Annotated in this window: 19 protein-coding genes, 1 pseudogene and 1 other annotated feature; of the genes and pseudogenes, 14 read left to right on the top strand and 6 right to left on the bottom strand. The window is 40.1% G+C overall.

The features are described 5' to 3' along the window. Positions 1 to 90 precede the first annotated feature (90 nt). Positions 91 to 1,101: a quinone-dependent dihydroorotate dehydrogenase gene (pyrD, locus tag IM45_RS02280; RefSeq protein ID WP_038499571.1), complete on the bottom strand. Its 1,011-nt coding sequence runs from the start codon at positions 1,099 to 1,101 to the stop codon at positions 91 to 93. Between the two features lie 309 nt (positions 1,102 to 1,410). On the opposite strand from pyrD, the gene asnS reads away from it, so the two are divergent. Beyond that, positions 1,411 to 2,811 (top strand): asparagine--tRNA ligase, encoded by a 1,401-nt coding sequence (asnS, locus tag IM45_RS02275; RefSeq protein WP_038498784.1) that lies wholly within the window; start codon positions 1,411 to 1,413, stop codon positions 2,809 to 2,811. Between the two features lie 46 nt (positions 2,812 to 2,857). Continuing rightward, positions 2,858 to 4,048 carry an amino acid aminotransferase gene (locus tag IM45_RS02270; protein ID WP_038498781.1) on the top strand — a complete coding sequence of 397 codons (1,191 nt, stop codon included), beginning with the start codon at positions 2,858 to 2,860 and terminating at the stop codon, positions 4,046 to 4,048. Between the two features lie 29 nt (positions 4,049 to 4,077). Here IM45_RS02270 and IM45_RS02265 read toward each other — a convergent pair whose 3' ends face one another. Together IM45_RS02265 and IM45_RS02260 are read right to left on the bottom strand one after the other, a co-directional pair. Next, complete coding sequence (locus tag IM45_RS02265; RefSeq protein ID WP_038498778.1) at positions 4,078 to 4,707, bottom strand: MBL fold metallo-hydrolase; 630 nt, start codon at positions 4,705 to 4,707, stop codon at positions 4,078 to 4,080. 44 nt (positions 4,708 to 4,751) lie between these two features. Further along, the gene (locus tag IM45_RS02260; protein WP_038498775.1) at positions 4,752 to 5,582 is read right to left on the bottom strand and encodes an NAD-dependent epimerase/dehydratase family protein; all 831 of its coding nucleotides are present in this window, start codon (positions 5,580 to 5,582) and stop codon (positions 4,752 to 4,754) included. 142 nt (positions 5,583 to 5,724) lie between these two features. Further along, positions 5,725 to 5,846, top strand: a sequence feature (His leader region). Between the two features lie 38 nt (positions 5,847 to 5,884). Here IM45_RS02260 and hisG point away from each other — a divergent pair. The 9 genes from hisG (at position 5,885) to gndA (ending at position 14,502) form a co-directional block, all read left to right on the top strand. Further along, positions 5,885 to 6,784, top strand: a complete 900-nt coding sequence (gene hisG, locus IM45_RS02255; protein WP_038498772.1) for an ATP phosphoribosyltransferase — start codon at positions 5,885 to 5,887, stop codon at positions 6,782 to 6,784. 4 nt (positions 6,785 to 6,788) lie between these two features. Continuing rightward, positions 6,789 to 8,108 carry a histidinol dehydrogenase gene (gene hisD, locus IM45_RS02250; RefSeq protein ID WP_038498769.1) on the top strand — a complete coding sequence of 440 codons (1,320 nt, stop codon included), beginning with the start codon at positions 6,789 to 6,791 and terminating at the stop codon, positions 8,106 to 8,108. After that, positions 8,105 to 9,184 (top strand): histidinol-phosphate transaminase, encoded by a 1,080-nt coding sequence (hisC, locus tag IM45_RS02245; protein ID WP_038498766.1) that lies wholly within the window; start codon positions 8,105 to 8,107, stop codon positions 9,182 to 9,184. Before hisD ends, hisC begins: the two co-directional genes overlap by 4 nt. 15 nt (positions 9,185 to 9,199) lie before the next feature. Beyond that, entirely contained in the window at positions 9,200 to 10,267 is a 1,068-nt protein-coding gene (gene hisB, locus IM45_RS02240) for a bifunctional histidinol-phosphatase/imidazoleglycerol-phosphate dehydratase HisB (RefSeq protein WP_038498763.1), read from the top strand. Then, the gene (hisH, locus tag IM45_RS02235) at positions 10,267 to 10,857 is read left to right on the top strand and encodes an imidazole glycerol phosphate synthase subunit HisH (RefSeq protein WP_038498760.1); all 591 of its coding nucleotides are present in this window, start codon (positions 10,267 to 10,269) and stop codon (positions 10,855 to 10,857) included. The genes hisB and hisH overlap by 1 nt, the downstream gene beginning before the upstream one ends. 3 nt (positions 10,858 to 10,860) lie before the next feature. Next, positions 10,861 to 11,604, top strand: a complete 744-nt coding sequence (hisA, locus tag IM45_RS02230; protein WP_038498757.1) for a 1-(5-phosphoribosyl)-5-[(5-phosphoribosylamino)methylideneamino]imidazole-4-carboxamide isomerase — start codon at positions 10,861 to 10,863, stop codon at positions 11,602 to 11,604. Continuing rightward, positions 11,586 to 12,362 carry an imidazole glycerol phosphate synthase subunit HisF gene (hisF, locus tag IM45_RS02225; protein WP_038498754.1) on the top strand — a complete coding sequence of 259 codons (777 nt, stop codon included), beginning with the start codon at positions 11,586 to 11,588 and terminating at the stop codon, positions 12,360 to 12,362. Before hisA ends, hisF begins: the two co-directional genes overlap by 19 nt. Further along, the gene (hisIE, locus tag IM45_RS02220) at positions 12,356 to 12,979 is read left to right on the top strand and encodes a bifunctional phosphoribosyl-AMP cyclohydrolase/phosphoribosyl-ATP diphosphatase HisIE (RefSeq protein WP_038498751.1); all 624 of its coding nucleotides are present in this window, start codon (positions 12,356 to 12,358) and stop codon (positions 12,977 to 12,979) included. The genes hisF and hisIE overlap by 7 nt, the downstream gene beginning before the upstream one ends. 119 nt (positions 12,980 to 13,098) lie before the next feature. Continuing rightward, entirely contained in the window at positions 13,099 to 14,502 is a 1,404-nt protein-coding gene (gene gndA, locus IM45_RS02215; RefSeq protein WP_038498747.1) for an NADP-dependent phosphogluconate dehydrogenase, read from the top strand. A 54-nt stretch (positions 14,503 to 14,556) separates the two neighbouring features. Here gndA and metG read toward each other — a convergent pair. Continuing rightward, positions 14,557 to 16,206, bottom strand: a pseudogene (metG, locus tag IM45_RS02210) (methionine--tRNA ligase); the annotation flags it as partial. Positions 16,207 to 16,426: 220 nt separating this feature from the next. On the opposite strand from metG, the gene dcd reads away from it, so the two are divergent. Next, positions 16,427 to 17,008, top strand: a complete 582-nt coding sequence (gene dcd / locus IM45_RS02205) for a dCTP deaminase (protein WP_038498744.1) — start codon at positions 16,427 to 16,429, stop codon at positions 17,006 to 17,008. Positions 17,009 to 17,032: 24 nt separating this feature from the next. Here the strand turns inward: dcd and folE are convergent, their stop codons facing one another. Both folE and IM45_RS02195 read right to left on the bottom strand, forming a co-directional pair. Then, on the bottom strand, positions 17,033 to 17,695 hold the full coding sequence (folE, locus tag IM45_RS02200; protein WP_038498741.1) for a GTP cyclohydrolase I FolE: 663 nt from the start codon (positions 17,693 to 17,695) through the stop codon (positions 17,033 to 17,035). 117 nt (positions 17,696 to 17,812) lie between these two features. After that, positions 17,813 to 19,273 carry an amino acid permease gene (locus IM45_RS02195; RefSeq protein ID WP_038498738.1) on the bottom strand — a complete coding sequence of 487 codons (1,461 nt, stop codon included), beginning with the start codon at positions 19,271 to 19,273 and terminating at the stop codon, positions 17,813 to 17,815. A gap of 197 nt (positions 19,274 to 19,470) precedes the next feature. Here IM45_RS02195 and nfo point away from each other — a divergent pair, with 197 nt between their 5' ends. Together nfo and mepS are read left to right on the top strand one after the other, a co-directional pair. Beyond that, positions 19,471 to 20,346 carry a deoxyribonuclease IV gene (gene nfo / locus IM45_RS02190; protein ID WP_038498735.1) on the top strand — a complete coding sequence of 292 codons (876 nt, stop codon included), beginning with the start codon at positions 19,471 to 19,473 and terminating at the stop codon, positions 20,344 to 20,346. Between the two features lie 112 nt (positions 20,347 to 20,458). Next, on the top strand, positions 20,459 to 21,034 hold the full coding sequence (gene mepS / locus IM45_RS02185; protein WP_038498732.1) for a bifunctional murein DD-endopeptidase/murein LD-carboxypeptidase: 576 nt from the start codon (positions 20,459 to 20,461) through the stop codon (positions 21,032 to 21,034). Positions 21,035 to 21,169 lie beyond the last annotated feature (135 nt).

Genomic DNA, 21,169 nt, shown 5'->3' with positions numbered 1-21,169 from the left:
AGATACGTACAGCAAACACAAAACTAGTTTTAATATAATATCACCATAAGATTAGCACAAAATCAATGTTGATGATTGCTTAGATCTAGATTAAATATCGCTAATGATATCCCTAATTAAACGTGGACCGTGAAAAATTAAGCCGGAATAAATTTGAATTAGTGCCGCGCCAGCTACCATTTTTTCTCGTGCTGCCATCAAAGAATCAATCCCACCAACGCCGATAATAGGTAATTTGCCTTTTAACTCAGACGACAAAATACGAATCACTTCAGTACTAATTAATTGTAGAGGACGTCCACTTAAGCCACCAGCCTGAGAACCATGATCTAATCCCTGCACTAATTCTCTGGTTGTAGTTGTATTTGTTGCAATAACTCCATCAATATTATGCTGAACTAAAATATCCGCCATCTGGATAAGTTCCGACTCAGTCATATCTGGTGTGATTTTCAACGCTATTGGTACATATTTATGATGATATTCTTGTAGTGCGGCTTGTTTATCTTTTATAGCCCGTAATAAATCATCTAGTATTTCTCCGAACTGCAAAGTCGTTAGCTCAGGGGTATTAGGTGATGATAAATTTACTGCGATATAATCAGCGTAAGGATAGACTTTTTCCATACATATCAAATAGTCATCTTTTCCTTGTTCGATAGGTGTATCTTTATTTTTACCAATATTAATACCTAAAACACCGCCAAAATGGGATTTTTTGATGTTATTAACTAGGTTATCTACTCCGTGATTATTAAATCCCATACGGTTTATCAAGCCACCCGCTTTTACTAACCGAAATAAGCGCGGCTTTTCATTCCCAGGCTGAGCATGCGGCGTCACAGTACCCACTTCAATAAAGCCAAAACCCATCGCACCGAGGACATCGATGCACTCACCATTTTTATCTAGTCCAGCAGCTAGACCGAGTGGATTTTTAAAAGCAATACCCATGCAAGTCACGGCTTTGGTGGGAACAGATTGTTTGACTAAATATTCCAGCGGGGTACCCGTAATACGTTTCAGCTGCTGCAAAGTAAATTCATGCGCTTTTTCCGGTTCTAGTTGGAATAATGCCTGCCTGATAATAGGATACAACATGATATCTCCTGATTTATAGTGTTTATTGAAGCGATATTTTCGTACATCTTTTAACACACCAGATAGCAAAATACCCAATAGAAAGTATACCTGCTTAATAAATACAGTGATGGGAGTAGATAGAAAAACAAATTATTTGTAGTAGATCAAAGTTTTTGTAAAAATAATCTTACATGAGACAATCTATAACTATAAATAAAAAATGAGATGCAAAAAATACATTTTTTTCATTGTTATATTGTTGTCGTTAGGTAAAATATATTAATTTAATAGCAGATATTATTTTTTCTTCATCACCAATACCAATTAATGAACACTATACCGATAGTAAACATACTGCAAGGATCTATTTTAGCTGATAGTGAAGTAACTGTACAGGGTTGGGTACGTACTCGTAGAGATTCCAAAGTAGGAATATCTTTTCTTTCTATTTATGATGGTTCATGCTTCGATTCATTGCAAGTGATTATTCATCAGACTATACAAAATTATAACAATGATATTTTACGTCTTACTACCGGTTGCTCCGTAACTATTACTGGAAGGGTAGTGGCATCTATTGGTGTGGGTCAGCGTTTCGAGATACAGGCAAAAATAGTTCAAGTGCTAGGATGGGTTGAAGACCCAGATACTTATCCAATCACCGCCAAACAACATAGTATTGAATATCTACGAGAGGTCGCACATTTACGTCCACGTACTAATATTATTGGTGCAGTAACTAGGATACGACATACTTTAGCGCAGGCAATTCATAGTTTTATGAATGAACAAGGTTTTTTATGGGTTTCTACTCCCTTAATTACCGCTTTTAATAGTGAAGGTGCAGGTGAAATGTTCCGTGTTTCTACACTAGATTTAGAAAATTTGCATTATACCCCTCAGGGAAAAGTTAACTATGAAAAAGATTTTTTTGGTAAAGAAGCTTTTCTCACCGTATCTGGTCAATTGAATGGGGAAAGCTATGCCTGCGCATTATCTAAAATATATACTTTTGGTCCCACATTTCGTGCGGAAAACTCTAATACTAGCCGTCATTTAGCCGAGTTCTGGATGGTTGAACCAGAGGTTGCGTTTGCTAATTTAACTGAGATTACCACTCTAGCAGAAAGAATGCTGAAATATATTTTCAAAACTGTCTTGATAGAGCGTGCTGACGACATGAAGTTTTTTGCTGAACGAATTAATACCAATGCGATTAACCGATTAGAAGAATTTATTAACGCCAATTTTGTTGAAGTAAATTACACCGAGGTGATAGAGATCTTACAAGCTTGTGAGCAAAATTTTACTAATGCTGTTTTTTGGGGTATCGATCTTTGTTCTGAGCATGAACGCTATCTTACCGATCAATATTTTAAAGCTCCTGTCGTAGTTACAAATTATCCAAAAGACATCAAAGCCTTTTATATGCGAATGAATGATGATGGAAAAACCGTAGCTGCGATGGATGTACTAGTGCCTGGAATTGGCGAAATTATCGGTGGATCACAACGTGAAGAACGTCTAGTAAAACTAGACCAACGTTTGATTGATATGGGACTCAAAAAAGAAGATTATTGGTGGTATCGTGATTTACGCCGTTATGGAACTGTACCTCATTCAGGTTTTGGATTAGGTTTAGAAAGATTAATCGTTTATATTACAGGAATACCAAATATCCGTGATGTAATACCTTTCCCAAGAAGCCCGCGTCATATATCTTTTTAAAACTATCCCTACTATCATAACTTTTATTTAGGGGCTAAAACGATTTATGTTTGAATCTATACCGGCTGCTCCCATTGAACCTATCCTCGGTATGCTGGAGATTTTTCGTGCTGATTATCGCCCGTATAAAATAAACCTCGGCATCGGTGTATACAAAGATGAAACTGGTAATACACCTGTGCTAGCCAGTGTTAAAAAAGCTGAAGCATTACTGCTAGATGAAGAGACTAGCAAAAACTATCTGAGTATTGAGGGTATCGAGACCTTTGCTAATTATACCCAGCGGCTACTATTCGGCGAAAACAGCACGGTAGTCAGCAATAAGTTGACGCGCTGCGCGCAAACCCCAGGAGGCACTAGTGCTTTACGAGTTGCTGCTGAGTTTTTATTTAAAAATACTACCGTACGGCGTATTTGGATTAGTAATCCAAGTTGGCCAAACCATAAAAATATATTTCAAGCTGCTGGTCTAGATGTGTATGAGTACACTTACTATGATACGACGAATCATGTCATTGATTTCAATGGAATGCTCGCTAGTCTTAACCAAGCTCAAACTGGTGACGTGGTGCTGTTCCACGGATGCTGCCACAATCCAAGCGGAATGGATTTCAGCTCAGAGCAATGGCGTGAACTAGCTTATTTAACAATACAGAATGGTTGGTTGCCGCTATTTGACTTTTCTTATCAAGGGTTTGCCTATGGGTTAGAAGAGGATGCAAAAGGACTAAAAATTTTTAGTAGGGCGCCTCGTGAATTGATTATCTGCAGCTCCTACTCTAAAATGTTTAGTTTGTATAACGAACGTGTCGGTGCCTGTACCATTGTAGCTACAGAAAATAATATAGTAGATCGTGCATTCAGCCAGCTTAAATTAATTATTCGCGCTAATTACTCCAACCCGCCCGCACATGGCGCAGCCGTGGTAGCAACTATTCTTGACGACGATGTGCTACGCACAATATGGGAGCAGGAGCTCAAACATATGCGGGCACGCATGCAAAGAATGCGTCTTTTATTAGTAAATACATTACAAGAAAAAAACGCACAGCAAGACTTTAGTTTTATTAATCAGCAACATGGTATGTTCTCATTGAGCGGTCTTAACCAAAATCAAGTACTGAAGCTACGTTACCAATTCGGCGTTTATTTAGTTGATTCTGGTCGTATCAACGTGGCTAGTATCACACTAGATAATATAAATCAACTGTGTGAGGCTATTATTGCAGTACTATAGTTAAGTTACACTTAAGTCTATTTAGCACGCTACCGTAAAAACAAGTTACTACAACGTTCACGACCAATGGTAGACATCGGACCATGTCCTGGTAAAAATACGATATCGTCTGCAAGAGGTAGCAATTGGTTATGAATTGAGCGCATTAATATTTGTGCATTCCCACCTGGTAAATCAGTACGTCCGATAGCGTTTCTGAACAGTACATCACCCATCAGAATAAATCTATTGACTTTATTCCACAACACTACATGGCCCGGAGAGTGGCCAGGACAGTGCAGGACATGGTAGCTTTCCATACCTACCTTAATAATTTCTCCGTTGTTCAACCAGCGATGAGGTAAAAATGAGTCGATAACTGGTACACCAAACATTTTACACTGGCCAGGTAGGTTTTCGAATAGAGGTTTATCAGCTGAGTGAGGGCCAATAATAGGTACACTATAGTGTTGTGCTAATGCCTGGGATGCTCCTACATGATCTAAATGACCGTGGGTTAATAATATTTGTGTTATCGTAACATGAAATTTATTGATCTCGAGACACAGTCTTCGAGCATCACCACCTGGATCTACCAATGCAGCTTCTTTTACTTGGTCGCACCAGATTAGTGAACAATTTTGGTTAAATGCCGTCACCGGCATGATGTGATATTGCATCATACTTACTTATCATCTTATTCAGTGGTTCAGATAAACTAATATTAGTTATTATATATCGATTTAATATTTATTAATTTAGGGTATTGATACTTAAATCCTTGCTCTTTACAGATACGACTACCGTCTATTATTTTTCGGTGGTCTTCGTTCAGATCGGTCAAATATACAGGTGGTTTTATACCTAACATACGCGCCATCACTGGATAATAATACCGCTTTAGTGGATGATATGGCGCGCAAAGATTATAACGGTAACTACCGTGCGGTAGTTTAAGTAATAGACTAATGGCACTAATAACATCTATTTGATGTACTAAATTAACGACTTCGCTTCCACCTAATAATCCTTGCTTACCGGACATAAAAAGACCTGGATGACGGCCTGGACCTACTAATCCAGCTAGTCTGAGGATATCCACCGATGTGTAGGGTAACTTATATAACCAGTTTTCTAACTTCACTAAGCACTGACCAAATGAAGAAACTGGTACGGTAGGGCTATCCTCGCAGTAAAAGCCCAGGCTATTACCATAAACAGAGATAGAACTCGTGAAAATAAAATGTTGCACCCCGGTAGCTCGCGCTCTTTCCACAGCATGCTGAACAGCTAAGAGGTAATTATCTGTTCCGTTACGCCGAATTGGTAATGTAATTACCAGTGTGTCAGTCTGAAAAAGAGATATAATATCCTCTGCATCTCCCTCTAGTAAAGGTGTAAGATTAAGCTGATAGCACTCTATGCCTCTTATGCGCACTGCTTCTACGCCCTCCTTGCTAGTCTTGCTCCCAACAACTTGATAGCCCTGAGCAAGCAATGATAACCCCAATGGCATACCTAGCCAACCTAAACCAATAATTGATATTTTTCTCATTCTACTTGCACCTAATAAGTATAAATTAGTACAAAAAAGTGTTGCACTCTGCACTAAACATCGTTAGGTTAAATAACACGTTTACTGATAGTTTAATAAAACTACTTTTGGAAGAAATAATGCACAATATTATAATAAATATATATTATCACCATAAACCTGATTAGTCTTTCAGGCGATAGGTACTGGAAGACATTTCTCTCTTCCAGTGGCCCACAGCATAAGAAAAAGCCCTCGGAAGAAGTCTTCCGAGGTTTTTTTTTGCAGTAGTAGTCAATTATTTACTTAGGGCAGAGGACATCATGTTGGACAAATCACGATTACGGATAGCAATGCAGAAATCTGGCAGACTCAGCAAAGAATCTCAACAATTACTAGAGCAATGCGGGATTAAAATCAATTTACAACAGCAACGGCTGTTAGCTTTCGCTGAAAATATGCCTATAGATATTATGCGGGTACGTGATGATGATATTCCGGGCCTAGTATTGGACAGCGTAGTAGATTTAGGAATTATAGGTGATAATGTCCTAGAAGAAGAGCTACTTGCTCGTCGGGCTCAAGGCGAAGATCCCCGCTATGTGATTCTGCGTAGATTAGATTTTGGTGGATGCAGGCTATCGATTGCCTTACCTTTGGATAAGGCGTGGAACGGGCCCATATGTCTGCAAGGTAAACGTATCGCTACTTCTTACCCCCATCTACTCAAACAATACCTCGATAAACTAGGTATTAATTTCAAATCTTGTTTGTTAAACGGTTCGGTAGAAGTAGCCCCTCGCGCTGGTTTAGCGGATGCTATATGCGATTTAGTTTCAACTGGTGCTACACTTGAAGCAAACGGTTTGCGCGAAGTTGAGGTAATTTATCGCTCGAAAGCTTGTTTGATTCAACGTGATGGAGAGCTGTCAATTACGAAACAAGCACTGGTCGATAAGTTAATGATCCGTATTCAGGGGGTCATTCAAGCACGTGAGTCAAAATATATCATGATGCACGCACCAACCGAACGACTCGATAATATTATCAGTCTACTACCTGGAGCTGAGCGTCCTACCGTACTACCATTAGCTAGCGACCAGAATCTGGTAGCTATGCATATGGTCAGCCGCGAAACCCTATTCTGGGAAACAATGGAAAACTTAAAAGCCTTAGGTGCCCGTTCTATTCTAGTGTTGCCAATTGAAAAGATGATGGAGTAAAGCAATGATGACTTCTGCCTTATCCTTATGCTTGCCTGTACGCTGGAGTGAATGCAACGCAGAACAACAGGCAATGCTGCTTACCCGTCCTGCAGTAACCGCATCAGTGAATATTATCTCAACTGTTAGCGACATTATCAGTCAGGTTTGCAAAAAAGGCGATAGCGCTCTCCGTACCTTTAACCAACGTTTTGATGGCATAGAAACCCCGCGATTACGTATTACTGAAGAGGAGATCGCTATCGCCATTTGCCATATTGCACCAGAGGTGAAAGATGCAATGGCTGCAGCGATAATCAATATCGACTGTTTCCATCGCGCTCAACAGTTACCAGATGTCGATATAGAAACTCAGCCTGGCGTACACTGTCGTCAGTTAACTAGACCTATTGCATCGATAGGGCTCTATATTCCTGGAGGGTTAGCGCCATTATCTTCTACGGTACTTATGTTAGCTACGCCGGCACGAATCGCGGGATGCAAAAGGATAATCCTTTGCTCGCCACCTCCTATTACTAATGAAATTATATATGCAGCACAACTATGTGGAGTACAGGAAATTTACCAAGTAGGTGGCGCTCAAGCCATCGCTGCTATGGGATTTGGCACTAAGTTAATTACTAAGGTCGATAAAATTTTCGGCCCAGGTAATGCTTGGGTGACTGAAGCTAAACGCCAAATAAGCCAACGCTTAAATGGTGTTGCCATAGATATGCCGGCTGGTCCTTCTGAGGTACTTATTATCGCAGACAGCGGCGCCTACCCTAACTTTATCGCAGCAGACCTACTTTCTCAAGCAGAACATGGTCCTGACTCACATGTGATTCTGCTTACTACGAATGCAGAAACTGCGCAGCAGGTAGCGGTAGAAACTGCAAGTCAGTTAGAAAAACTACCGCGCGCCGCCATTGCTCGCCAAGCTTTAGCTAATAATAGACTTATTATTGTCGATAATTTAGCCGAGTGCATGGCTATTAGTAACCGTTATGGTCCGGAGCATCTCATTATCCAGACCCGTGATGCTGAACAATGGGTGGCACATATTACTAACGCGGGATCGATATTCCTAGGTGATTGGTCACCAGAATCAGCCGGTGACTATGCCTCTGGTACGAATCATGTACTTCCGACCTATGGTTATACCGCAACTTATTCTGGCCTAGGATTAGCTGATTTTCAAAAACGCATGACAGTGCAATATTTAAGTCCTCAGGGGTTATTATTGTTAGCACCTACTATCGAAACGCTAGCGCAGGCTGAACAGCTTAACGCTCATAAAAATGCAGTCACGCTGCGTGTCGCAGCGCTTAAGGAACAACAATGAATATCTTTAAGTTAGCTAGGGCTAATGTACGAATACTAGAGCCCTATCAATCTGCCCGTAGGATAGGAGGCGGTGCCAAAGGTAGTATTTGGCTAAACGCTAACGAATATCCGCAGCCCACATTCTATATGCTACGCGGTTGCAATCTTAACCGCTATCCTGATTGCCAACCTCAAGAGATGATTAATCGCTATGCAGTTTATGCAGGAGTACAGCCCAACCAAGTACTAGCTTGCCGCGGCGCTGATGAAGGAATAGAGCTAATGATCCGCGCTTTCTGTGAGCCAGGGCAAGATGCTATCTTATTCTGTCCTCCTACCTACGGTATGTACAGTGTTAGCGCTGAAACTTTTGGTGTCGAGTGTCGTACCGTTCCAGCGCTTGATAATTGGCAACTAGATTTGCCTGAAATCTACACGAGGCTAGATGGTGTTAAAGTAGTTTATATTTGTAGCCCTAATAATCCCACTGGCAACATTATTAATATATCTGATATACGTAAATTACTAGAAATGACGGATGGTAGAACGCTACTCGTAGCGGATGAAGCTTATATCGATTTTTGTCCAGCAGCTAGTCTGGCCAGTTGGCTTATGGATTATCCGCATTTAGTGATTCTACGTACCCTATCCAAAGCTTTTGCCTTAGCTGGTTTGCGCTGTGGTTTTACTCTGGCGAACGCTGATGTGATCCAACTACTACTGAAAGTAATAGCACCTTATCCTTTATCACTACCAGTAGTAGATATAGCCGAACAAGCCCTAAGTATCGAAGGTATCCGCCAAACTAGCCAGAGAATAACGGAGATTAACTCTAATAGAGATTTATTAGTAGAGGAATTAGCTCAATGCCCTTGCGTACGGGTAGTTTTTCCTAGCGTAAGTAACTATTTGTTAGTACGTTTCGATCCAGCCTATCATGTATTTCAAACCTTATGGGATCAAGGTATGATTTTACGCGATCAAAGTAAACAAATAGGATTATCCGATTGTCTGCGTATTACTATTGGCACTCGCTTAGAATGCCAAAGTTTGGTTGCAGCGCTCAAAGCACTTACATTATCCCCTAGCACCTAGCAAGGAGTAGTAGCTGTGAGTCAGAAAGTTTTATTTATAGATAGAGATGGGACTCTTATAAGCGAACCACCTGATAATTTTCAAGTCGATCGAATAGAAAAGCTAGCACTAGAGCCATACGTCATAGTTGCACTACTAATGTTACAAAAAGCTGACTTCAAATTAGTGATGATAACTAACCAGGATGGTCTAGGTACTTCTCGTTTTCCGAAAGAAGATTTCGATGGTCCGCATAATTTTATGATGCAGATCTTTAACTCTCAGGGGATCTATTTCGATCAAGTTTTAATTTGCCCCCATATGCCTATTGATCAGTGTGATTGCCGAAAACCAGGGATGGCACTAGTAGCGCCCTGGTTGATAGGCGACATGTTAGATAAGGCTAACAGCTATGTTATCGGTGATAGAGAAACTGATATCACCCTAGCATATAATATGGGTATTAAGAGCTGTCGTTATCAACGCGATCTTCTGAACTGGCAAGTAATATGTGATCAATTAACCCGCCGTGATCGGCATGCTCATGTGAAACGCATTACTCGGGAAACCTCCACAGATGTCGAGGTATGGCTAGATAGGGAAGGTAATAGTCAGATTAATACCGGCATTGGTTTTTTTGATCACATGCTAGACCAGATCGCGACCCACGGAGGATTACGTATGAAAATCAAAGTAGGGGGTGACTTACACATTGATGATCACCATACTGTTGAAGATACTGCACTTGCGCTTGGCGAAGCACTTAAAAAAGGGCTAGGAAATAAACATGGCATTAATCGTTTTGGTTTTATGCTACCGATGGACGAATGCTTAGCACGCTGTACGTTGGATATCTCTGGCAGGCCGCACCTGGAATATAAGGCTGAATATACTTATCAAAGGATAGGAGATATGAGTACCGAAATGGTTGAGCATTTTTTCCGCTCACTATCCTACACTATGGCCTGTACACTACATTTGCGCACGAAAGGTAAAAATGACCATCACCGAGTAGAAAGTCTGTTCAAAGTGTTCGGGCGTGCTCTACGTCAGGCCATACACGTGGATGGCGATACACTACCTAGCTCAAAAGGAGTGCTGTAATGAAGGTAGTAATTATTGATACTTGTTGTGCTAATATGTTATCAGTCACCGCTGCTATACGTCGTTTAGGTTATCAGCCTGAGGTTAGTCATGACGCTAATATAGTTTTACAGGCTAATAAGTTATTTTTACCTGGTGTAGGTACAGCGCAGGCTGCTATGAAGCAGTTGTACAATAGTAAGCTGATCGATTTAGTTCAGGTGATTACTCAGCCAATACTAGGTATTTGCCTAGGTATGCAGTTGCTGGGTAGCAGTAGTGATGAAACTGGTGGTGTAACAACACTCGGGATCATCAAAGCTCCTGTTAAAAGAATTAATCATGTTAACCTGCCTTGGCCGCATATGGGTTGGAATCAGGTGACACAAAAAGTGAACCATTGCCTCTTTCGTGACATTCCGGAAAATAGCTACTTTTACTTCGTACATGGTTACGCTATGCTGCCATGCGACGCAACCATAGCTCAAACTAACTATGGTGAACCCTTCACCGCTGCGGTAGCACAGGATAACTTCTTTGGTGTGCAATTTCATCCCGAGCGCTCTGGTACTGTTGGCCGACAACTACTCAAAAACTTTCTGGAGATGTAACTAGTGATAATCCCAGCGTTAGATTTTATTGACGGCACCATAGTACGACTCCATCAGGGCGACTATCAACAGCAACGTAGTTATGGTAACAATCCACAGCGGCGCCTTCATGATTACTTACTTCAGGGCGCCGAATTACTGCATTTAGTAGATTTAAACGGTGCATCTAATCCATTAGCACGCCAGATTCCACTTATAACGAGCCTACTCTCTTACTGTACACCGGCACAGGTGCAAATAGGCGGCGGTATTCGTAGTATAGCGGATGTAGAAGCTTTGCTCAAAGCTGGTGCGAATCGCGTAGTTATAGGCTCGATAGCAGTACAGCAACCACAGGAAGTACAGCAGTGGTTTAAACACTTTGGCCCCGATGTCTTAGTACTTGCGTTAGATGTACGCATAGATGTCGATGGTAAGCGATGGGTAGCAATAAACGGTTGGATGGAAGATTCTGGCGTTATGCTTGAAGAAGTTATTAATCAATACCATCATCGGGTCGGAATAAAGAATATTCTTTGTACGGATATCTCTCGCGATGGTACATTGTCCGGTATGAATATTGAACTATATCAGTCTCTATGCAGTCACTGGCCCAGCATTGCATTTCAATCCTCAGGCGGAATAGGTAGCTTGGATGATATTGCTAAGCTACGCCATAGTGGGGTCAAGGGCGTGATCATAGGGCGTGCATTCTTGGAAGATAAATTTACTGTTGCGGAGGCTATCGCATGCTGGCAAAACGGATAATCCCTTGTCTAGACGTACATAATGGGCAAGTCATTAAAGGGATGCAGTTTCGCCATCATCAAATAATAGGTGATATCGTACCGCTGGCTCGTCGCTATACCGAAGAAGGGGCAGACGAACTAGTATTTTATGATATTACTGCCTCATCCGATGGCAGAGTAGTAGATAAAAGCTGGATAGCTCGTGTTGCTGAAGTAATTGATATCCCCTTCTGTGTCGCTGGTGGTATTAAAAACGTGGAGCAGGCTGCTGAGGTGATATCTTTTGGTGCTGATAAAATATCTGTTAATTCTCCTGCGCTAGCAGATCCATATCTCATAAGTAAGCTGGCGGATCGCTTTGGCGTTCAATGTATAGTGGCCAGCATTGATACCTGGTATGACGTTAAACTTGATCAGTACCAAGTTAATCAATATACCGGTGATGAAAGCCGTATACAAGTTACGACTTGGCAGACATTAGATTGGGTAGAAGAAGTTCAGAAACGTGGCGCCGGTGAAATCGTACTAAATATGATGAATCAGGACGGTGTATGTAGAGGTTATGACTTACGGCAATTAAAGCAGGTACGAAAAAACTGCCGGGTACCTTTGATTGCTTCTGGTGGTGCAGGAACAATGCAGCACTTCCTCGAAGCATTGATTGATGCTGAAGTAGACGGTGCGTTAGCCGCATCTGTCTTTCATAAACAAATAATTAAGATTAATGACTTAAAACAATTTTTAGCACGTGAAGGAGTCGAAATACGATTATGTTAACTCAAAAAAAACTACAGGGACTTAATTGGGAGAAAACTAACGGCATTATCCCAGCTATTGTTCAACATTCTGTGTCCGGTGAAGTACTGATGATGGGATATATGAATGCCGATGCTTTGAAAGTCACAGAACAAACGAGTCATGTTACCTTTTACTCACGCAGCAAACAACGTCTATGGACTAAAGGAGAAAGTTCAGGTAATTTTTTGCAGGTGATTAACTTATATCCAGACTGCGATAACGATACGCTACTGATACTAGCTTGTCCACTAGGCCCAACTTGCCATAACGGCACTCGTAGTTGTTTTCATCCTGCGGTTAGTGATTGGGTTTTCCTTTATCATTTGGAAATGCTACTTAGAGAACGTCAGTTTGCAGATCCTGAAAGCTCTTATACTGCTAGATTATATCATAGTGGCACTAAGCGCATTGCCCAGAAAGTAGGGGAAGAAGGTCTAGAAACAGCACTAGCGGGAACAGTGGAAGATCAGGAAGAACTAATTAACGAAGCTGCTGATCTCGTTTATCATCTCCTAGTTCTGCTACTAGATCAAACTCTAAATTTTAGCAAAGTAATCGCTAAACTACGGGAACGTCACCTTTCGGCAACTCATTAATTAATGATAAAACATCTATACCAAAATAACTCGATTGATAAAAATCTAGATAAATATTTGTAGGTTTAATCGTCTAAATTAGTAGGAATCGTTTTAATAAATTAAATAGGAGTTTGTGAATGCCCACAGAACAGATAGGTATAGTTGGTATGGCGGTAATGGGACGCAATTTAGCGCTTAATATGGAAACACACGGTTATCGTGTATCGATTTTTAATCGATCACGAGAAAAAACAGACCAGTTTATCGCTGAATACTCTAGGAGAAAGTTAGTACCTTATTACTCGGTCGAAGACTTTGTTAATTCACTAGAAAAACCACGTCGTATCTGGTTGATGGTAAAGGCAGGGGAAGCAACAGATCAAATGATTAATTTGCTAAAACCTTTTCTAGAGAAAGGAGATATTCTTATTGATGGTGGTAACACTTTTTATCAAGATACTATACGTCGTAATCAAGAACTATCAAAAGATAGTTTTTACTTCATAGGTACTGGTGTTTCCGGAGGCGAAGAAGGCGCACTTAAAGGACCCTCCATTATGCCTGGAGGTCAAAAACACGCTTATGATCTCATAGCACCAATTCTAAAGACAATTGCAGCACGCGCCAACAACGAGGCATGCGTTGCCTATATTGGTCCTGACGGTGCTGGTCACTATGTTAAAATGGTACATAATGGTATTGAATATGGTGATATGCAACTAATAGCAGAAACCTATGCGTTACTAAAAAGCGTGCTTGGTATGAATAATAATGAACTAGCTAGTCTTTTCGATGAGTGGAACCAAGGTGAGTTAAATAGTTATCTTATTAGTATAACTAAAGACGTTTTAACCAAGAAAGACACAGAAGGGAACTACCTCATCGATGTTATTTTAGATGAAGCTGATAACAAAGGAACAGGTAAATGGACTAGCCAGAGTGCGCTAGATCTAGGAGAACCACTAAACCTCATTACCGCAGCAGTCTTCGCTCGCTACTTATCGTCGTTAAAACAACAGCGGGTTACAGCTAGTCAAATACTTACCGGTCCTAATATAACAAACTTTAGCGGTGATAAAGTAGCGTTTATTGAAAATATACGGCGTGCACTCTATCTCGGTAAGATAATATCTTATGCTCAGGGTTTCTCGCAGTTAAAAGCTGCGTCAGAAAAATACCAATGGAATCTGAATTATGGTGAGATTGCGAAAATATTTCGCTCAGGATGTATTATCCGTGCCCAGTTATTGCAGAATATCACCGATGTCTACAGTGAAGATCCCTTCATTACTAATCTTTTGTTGTCACCTTATTTTCAAGCTATCGCTAATGACTATCAGCAGGCTCTACGTAGCGTGGTCGGACATGCTATTAAGCATGGTATTCCAGTTCCGACCTTATCTGCTGCTATCACCTACTATGATAGCTATCGTTCTATCATGTTACCCGCAAACCTAATTCAAGCACAGCGTGATTACTTTGGCGCACATACTTATAAACGTACCGATAAGGATGGTATCTTTCATACCGAATGGCTTTGAGCTAACGAATTTATCCTAAGCTCAGCCAGTGATAAACTAATCATAGGGTGGTATAGCTGATTGACGGGCAGCATCTACCATTGCTTTGACCTGACTTTTTGTTATACGCCTGAGTAAAGTTTTAAATGGATGAATCCTATGATTAGTCAGCGGTACAATAATTGATTCCCAATTAAGCTGCGTATTCAAAAATTCCTCCGATCGTTGGGCTAAAGCCGGTAAAACGGGTTGTAGATAAATCATCAGTAAACGGAATAAATTAATACCCATAGAGCAAATATTATGTAGATCTTGCTGACGGTATTTATCCCTGGCAACTACCCAGGGCTCTTGTGCATTAACATAGCAGTTCGCGCGATCTGCTAATACCATAATTTCACGAATCGCACGGCTAGTTTCGCGGTTATTAAATGCTTCTCCAATAGATACTGAAGCGGTCACAAAAGTATCATATAGAAGCGGATCTGCGAGTATAGCGGAAAGCTTACTATCAAAAAGCTGAGTGATAAAGCCTGCATTTCGTGAAGCCAGATTTATCACTTTATTAACAATGTCAGCATTGACTTTATTAATGAAATCGTCCAGGTTAAGATCGATATCATCAATCCGCGATGATAGTTTTGCAGCATAATAATAACGTAGGTAACCAGCATCTAAATGAGCTAAATAAGTACTAGCTTTGATAAACGTACCACGTGATTTCGACATTTTAGTACCGTTGACCGTCACATAACCATGCACAAATAAATTAGTAGGTTTACGAAAATGACTACCTTCTAGCATAGCTGGCCAGAAAATACCGTGAAAATACGCAATGTCTTTGCCGATAAAGTGATACAAGTCAGCTTTGGAATCAACGTGCCAAAACTCATCAAAAATAATATCCTTACGTTTATAGCTCATATTTTTAAATGCGCTCATATAGCCAATAGGCGCATCCAGCCAAACATAGAAATATTTACCTGGTGCGTCTGGGATTTCAAAACCAAAATAGGGTGCGTCGCGGGAAATGTCCCATTGCTGCAAACCTAGATCAAACCATTCCTGCATTTTGTTAGCTACCTGTTCTTGCAGGCTACCGGAACGGGTCCATGCGCGTAACATTTCGCTAAAAAACGGCAAATCAAAGAAAAAATGCTCTGACTCTGACATAACTGGTGTTACGCCAGATAATGTTGACTTTGGATTAATAAGGTCCGTTGGATTATAAGTGGCGCCACAAAGTTCGCAGTTATCACCATATTGATCTGGCGACTGACATTTGGGACAACTACCTTTCACGAAACGGTCAGGTAAAAACATACCCTGTTTTGGATCATATAACTGGACAATAGTACGCTTCTTAATAAAGCCGTTTTCTTTCAGCCGGTTATAGATAATAATAGATAATTCCCGATTCTCATCGCTATGGGTTGAGTGATAGTTATCGTAGCTAATTCCAAAGTTAGTTAAATCTATCTGATGCTCTTGGTTGATTTCATTAATCATAGCTTCCGGCGTAACATTTAACTGCTTTGCTTTAAGCATAATTGGCGTTCCATGAGTATCATCGGCACAAATGAAATAAACTTGCTTACCACGCATCCGCTGATAACGTACCCAAATATCAGCTTGAATATGTTCTAGCATATGGCCTAGATGAATAGAACCATTAGCATAAGGTAATGCACAGGTAACCAATATTTTTTGCGCTATTTTTCTCATAGTCAAATAGTCTGTTGTTTCACATAAAACGTACATATAATGGTAACCGATAGCGATGCTCTAAGTAAACCAGTCAACATCTTACTCTCTCCAAAGCGTTCAAATAACGTAAAAATTACTTTAGTAATCTAGTGAAGTGAATTAAGACAACAATAGAAGCTAGATAGCGGTACTAATCTTAATGAGTAATCAATGCTCTTATTCATGGAGAATATAAATTATGAGATTGTGTGACCGTGATATTGAACAATGGTTGGATGAAGGCAGACTAGAGATTCTCCCACGTCCACCGATAAATAGAATTAACGGGGCAACGGTAGATGTGCTTTTAGGTAATAAATTTAGGGTATTTTGCGGTCATACTGCAGCATTTATTGACTTAAGTGGACCTAAAAATAAAATCACCGCGGCACTGAATAGAATCATGAGTGATGAAATTAAGTTAACAAAAAACGAGGCATTTTTTCTTCATCCTGGAGAGCTAGCGCTAGCGGTAACCATGGAGTCAATCGCGTTGCCAGCCAACTTGGTTGGCTGGCTAGATGGTCGTTCATCTTTGGCCCGACTGGGACTAATGGTGCATGTGACAGCACACCGCATTGATCCTGGCTGGAAAGGACAAATAGTGTTAGAGTGTTACAATTCTGGTAAATTACCGCTGGTTCTCCGTCCGGGTATGCAGATAGCTGCCCTCAGTTTCGAACTACTGAGTGGATCAGCAGTACGTCCCTATAACCGGCGTTATAGTGCTAAATACTGTGATCAACAGGGAGCAGTCGCTAGTAGAATAGATCAAGATTAAATCAGCAGCGGCTACCTTTATCGATTATCGATGATGTGTGATAGTACGTAAAAATTCCTGACGAGTATTTTGGCTAGATTTGAAAAGTCCTCCTAATGAAGTAGTAGTAGTAGCACTAGTAGAGTCACAAATACCGCGCGCTTTTACGCAATAATGGATTGCATAAATAGATACTGCTACATTATTAGTGTTTAGTATAGTTTGTAACGCTAATAAAATTTGCTGAGTGAGTCGCTCTTGAACTTGCGGACGCTGGGCAAAAAATCGTACGATACGATTAATTTTAGATAAACCTATGACGCTATTTTTGGGAATATAAGAAACGGTAGCTTTACCATCTATCATCAAAAAGTGATGCTCACAAGTACTCGTTATAGTTATATCACGTACTGTTACCATTTCATCAACTTTCATTTTATTAGATATAACAGTAATTTTGGGAAAATTAGAATAATCTAAGCCAGAAAATATTTCGTCCATATACATGTTTGCGATACGATGTGGTGTTTTCGCTAGGCTGTCATCGGCTAGATTGAGGTTAAGTAGCGTCATGATTTTCTTAATGTGTTTAGTAATACGGCGTTTACGTACTTCTCTATTTAGCATAGCCCCCCGAAGAAGTGGTTCTAGTCCATGTGTCAGTAAAGCCTGACGTACCATGGATGCTTCTTTTGTCAGCGTTACCATGTAATTTTTCTCCAGCAGGCAATAAAATTATACGAAACTATAATCTCGTTACTATTATTCATAGCTATGTAATAAAATACATTAATAATAAATTATAATGAGTAATGAGCTAGTTAGCTATTTTGGAAACATCATCTCTTCATAGCGGACGAAGCTGCTACCGCGATAACATTTATAACTCAACCAAATCAAAAGAAATAATGGAATACCAATATAACTCACTACTACGTCATTCCAATCAATACTATCTGCTAGAAACATTCTGTAATCTTGGCCGAGGATAATAACTAGGCATAAAATAAAAGCAAACACTGGTCCTAGCGGAAACCATCCAGCGCGATAGGGTAATTTTTCTAAGCTACATCCTTGTTTTTGAAAACCGCGGCGGAAACGATAATGACTAATAGCAATACCCAACCAAGCAATGAAACCAGTAGTACCAGAAGTATTAAGCAGCCACAAATATACTTTTTGATGACTATATATCGATGACAGAAAACACAAAGCCGCCACGATAGTCGTCATGTACAGCGCGTTGCACGGTACACCCCCTTTAGACAAATGCGCAAACATTTTAGGAGCCTTACCTTCTAGCGCGAGAGTGTAGAGCATACGCGTAGAGGCATACATTCCTGAATTGCCAGCCGATAAAACTGCAGCAAGAATTACACTATTCATTATAGCGGCCGCAGAAAGTTGCCCAGCGTTACGGAATACTAAAGTGAATGGGCTAACAGTGATGTTGTTTATATTATGATGCAATAAAGCCGGACTAGTATATGGAATGAGAAGGCTAATAATTAATATTGATAGTACATAAAATAATAGAATACGCCAGAACACTTGCTGCATTGCACGTGGAATGTGAGTTCTAGGGTCAGCCGACTCACCAGCTGCAATACCAATAAGTTCTGTGCCTTGAAAGGAGAAACCAACGATCATCGCTACATCTATTATCGCAGCTAAACCACCTGCGAACGGTGCCTCACCTACCTGCCAGTTATGCCAACAAGCTGGCGCTCCTCCACGAAGGATACCGATTATCATTAGCACACCAACTATGATAAAAATCACAACTGTAGCTACTTTGATCAACGAGAAACAGTATTCGGCTTCACCGAAACATTTTACTGAAACAACATTGAGTATGAATATTATACTTAAAAATAAGATACTCCAGATCCAACCTGGTATGGTAGTAAACCAGTAACTCATTACTATTTGTGCCGCCACTAGATCAACCGCAATAGTTATCGCCCAGTTGTACCAATAGTTCCAGCCAAGTGCAAAACCAAAACCTTCTTCTACATAGAGCGTGCCATAAGTAGCAAACGAACCAGATACAGGCATATAAGCAGCTAACTCACCTAAACTAGTCATTACAAAATAAACCATTAGACCAATCAGCATGTACGACAGTAACGCGCCGCCAGGACCAGCCTGGGATATCGAGGCACCTGAGGCAACAAATAATCCTGTGCCAATAGAACCACCGATAGCGATCATTGTCAGATGACGAGTTTTGAGTTCACGATGTAGACCGTTACTTTTCTGCTGCTGAGTAGTTTTATCTAACATAGTGTAGGAATAATCTCTGCAAAATAAAAAATTTCAGAATGCTTCATAATAAGTGTTAAATGATGATAAAAACTAAAATTACCTTATAACGCTATTCTTTCATACTTCACATAACAAAACACTAATCATCAATTGGTAAAATAGATTATAATTGATATAAATTATCATGGTTTAATGTTAGTTAGAATCGAGGTAGTATGAGTGATAAAAAGTTTATTGGTGCACATGTTAGTGCCACAGGCGGTCTGAATAAAGCTATCATACGCGCACATGCATTACAGGCGACTGCATTCGCTATGTTTACCAAAAATCCACGTCAATGGAAAGCAGCGGCACTGACTCAAAATACGATCGAAAGTTTCCGCGCCACCTGCGCAGAGTATCATTATACTAAAGAGCAAATTTTACCCCACAATAGCTACTTGATTAACCTCAGCCATCCGATCAAAGATGAGTTTGAAAAGTCGCTTGCTGCTTTTATTGACGAAATGCACCGCTGTGAACAATTAGGCCTTAGTCTACTGAACTTCCATCCTGGTTGCCATTTGCAGCAAATCAATGAATACACGAGCCTAACTCGCATTGCAGAGTCTATCAATGTTGCACTAGAGAAAACTACAAGCATCACTGCAGTAATTGAAAATACCGCTGGCCAAGGTAGTCATATGGGATTTAGCTTTGAACAGTTGGCAGAAATCATTCGGCAAATAGATGATAAAAACCGCATCGGTGTCTGTATTGATACCTGTCACGCATTCGCAGCCGGCTATGATTTACGTACCGAACAGAGTTGCGTTGCAACCTTCAATGACTTTGCTGACACCATTGGCTTTAAATATCTGCGTGGTCTGCATTTAAACGATGCTCAAAGATCTTGCGGTAGTAGAGTTGATCGACACCAAAGTTTAGGTGAAGGCAAGATAGGCTATACAGCATTTGCTTGGATTATGGCTGATAAACGTTTTGATGGTATTCCCATTATTTTAGAAACTATTAATCCTGCTCTTTGGTCGCAGGAAATTGCTTGGCTAAAAACTATGGCGGCCAGCTTAGATACCACGACTACGAAGTAACAGCATTACAGTTGTTTTTTATTGAGTACAAATAACTGACATCTAGCTTATATCGGATCTTTTCTCATGATAACGCTATTACCGTAAATAAATTCAAGGAATAACACCAATAATGCTAAAATACCAGTATATCTTGAGATCTATTCAACAGGTAATTTTTACCGTAGCGATAGCTGTCTTTTTTTCAGCATGTAGTAATGATCATAAATCGAAACTTACTATGGATACAGTCTATAATTCAACTCATTGTTTTCAACAAGCTTCTAAGAACGAATTAACATTCGAAGCCATTATTAATAATTTTGATAGGAAATCGAAGATACTGAATCAATATGCAAAATGGAAAGGTGTACGTTATCGGCTAGGTGGAATCTCCAAAAGAGGTATAGATTGCTCTGCTTTTGTACAACATACTTTTAGTGAACAGTTTGGTCTTAAACTGCCACGTTCGACTATACATCAGAAAAAACTAGGCATAACAATTCATAGTACTCAGTTACTACCAGGTGATCTAGTATTTTTTAAATTTAATACTCACTCTATCGGTAGTCACGTAGGAATTTACCTAGATAATGATTTATTCGTACATGCTGCAACTAGCAGTGGTGTGATGATCTCTAATATAAATGATTGGTACTGGAAAGTTTGTTATCGTGAAGCACGAAGGATACTCAGAAATGGTACATAAGCTTTGTGAAAGATATCTTCAAATTTTTATTGAGAATAAGAAAGAGGATCTCTATAGTATATAGAAACTATATTTGATAATAAACTACTAGTAGATAATATCTTATCTACTTCTGAGGTAGGCTTAAACAGGTTA

It is taken from the genome of Candidatus Palibaumannia cicadellinicola (assembly GCF_000754265.1).
In the GTDB taxonomy this organism is placed as follows: Bacteria; Pseudomonadota; Gammaproteobacteria; order Enterobacterales; family Enterobacteriaceae; genus Baumannia; species Baumannia cicadellinicola_B.
Note: the sequence above shows the minus strand (reverse complement) of the source record. Positions and strands in the feature narration are given on the sequence as shown.

Bases quoted from the DNA above. Each gene is read 5' to 3' on its own strand.
- pyrD (WP_038499571.1), bottom strand. From the start codon at position 1,101: ATGTTGTATCCTATTATCAGGCAGGCATTATTCCAACTAGAACCGGAA.
- asnS (WP_038498784.1), top strand. From the start codon at position 1,411: ATGAACACTATACCGATAGTAAACATACTGCAAGGATCTATTTTAGCT.
- IM45_RS02270 (WP_038498781.1), top strand. From the start codon at position 2,858: ATGTTTGAATCTATACCGGCTGCTCCCATTGAACCTATCCTCGGTATG.
- IM45_RS02265 (WP_038498778.1), bottom strand. From the start codon at position 4,707: ATGCAATATCACATCATGCCGGTGACGGCATTTAACCAAAATTGTTCA.
- IM45_RS02260 (WP_038498775.1), bottom strand. From the start codon at position 5,582: ATGAGAAAAATATCAATTATTGGTTTAGGTTGGCTAGGTATGCCATTG.
- hisG (WP_038498772.1), top strand. From the start codon at position 5,885: ATGTTGGACAAATCACGATTACGGATAGCAATGCAGAAATCTGGCAGA.
- hisD (WP_038498769.1), top strand. From the start codon at position 6,789: ATGATGACTTCTGCCTTATCCTTATGCTTGCCTGTACGCTGGAGTGAA.
- hisC (WP_038498766.1), top strand. From the start codon at position 8,105: ATGAATATCTTTAAGTTAGCTAGGGCTAATGTACGAATACTAGAGCCC.
- hisH (WP_038498760.1), top strand. From the start codon at position 10,267: ATGAAGGTAGTAATTATTGATACTTGTTGTGCTAATATGTTATCAGTC.
- hisF (WP_038498754.1), top strand. From the start codon at position 11,586: ATGCTGGCAAAACGGATAATCCCTTGTCTAGACGTACATAATGGGCAA.
- hisIE (WP_038498751.1), top strand. From the start codon at position 12,356: ATGTTAACTCAAAAAAAACTACAGGGACTTAATTGGGAGAAAACTAAC.
- gndA (WP_038498747.1), top strand. From the start codon at position 13,099: ATGCCCACAGAACAGATAGGTATAGTTGGTATGGCGGTAATGGGACGC.
- dcd (WP_038498744.1), top strand. From the start codon at position 16,427: ATGAGATTGTGTGACCGTGATATTGAACAATGGTTGGATGAAGGCAGA.
- folE (WP_038498741.1), bottom strand. From the start codon at position 17,695: ATGGTAACGCTGACAAAAGAAGCATCCATGGTACGTCAGGCTTTACTG.
- IM45_RS02195 (WP_038498738.1), bottom strand. From the start codon at position 19,273: ATGTTAGATAAAACTACTCAGCAGCAGAAAAGTAACGGTCTACATCGT.
- nfo (WP_038498735.1), top strand. From the start codon at position 19,471: ATGAGTGATAAAAAGTTTATTGGTGCACATGTTAGTGCCACAGGCGGT.
- mepS (WP_038498732.1), top strand. From the start codon at position 20,459: ATGCTAAAATACCAGTATATCTTGAGATCTATTCAACAGGTAATTTTT.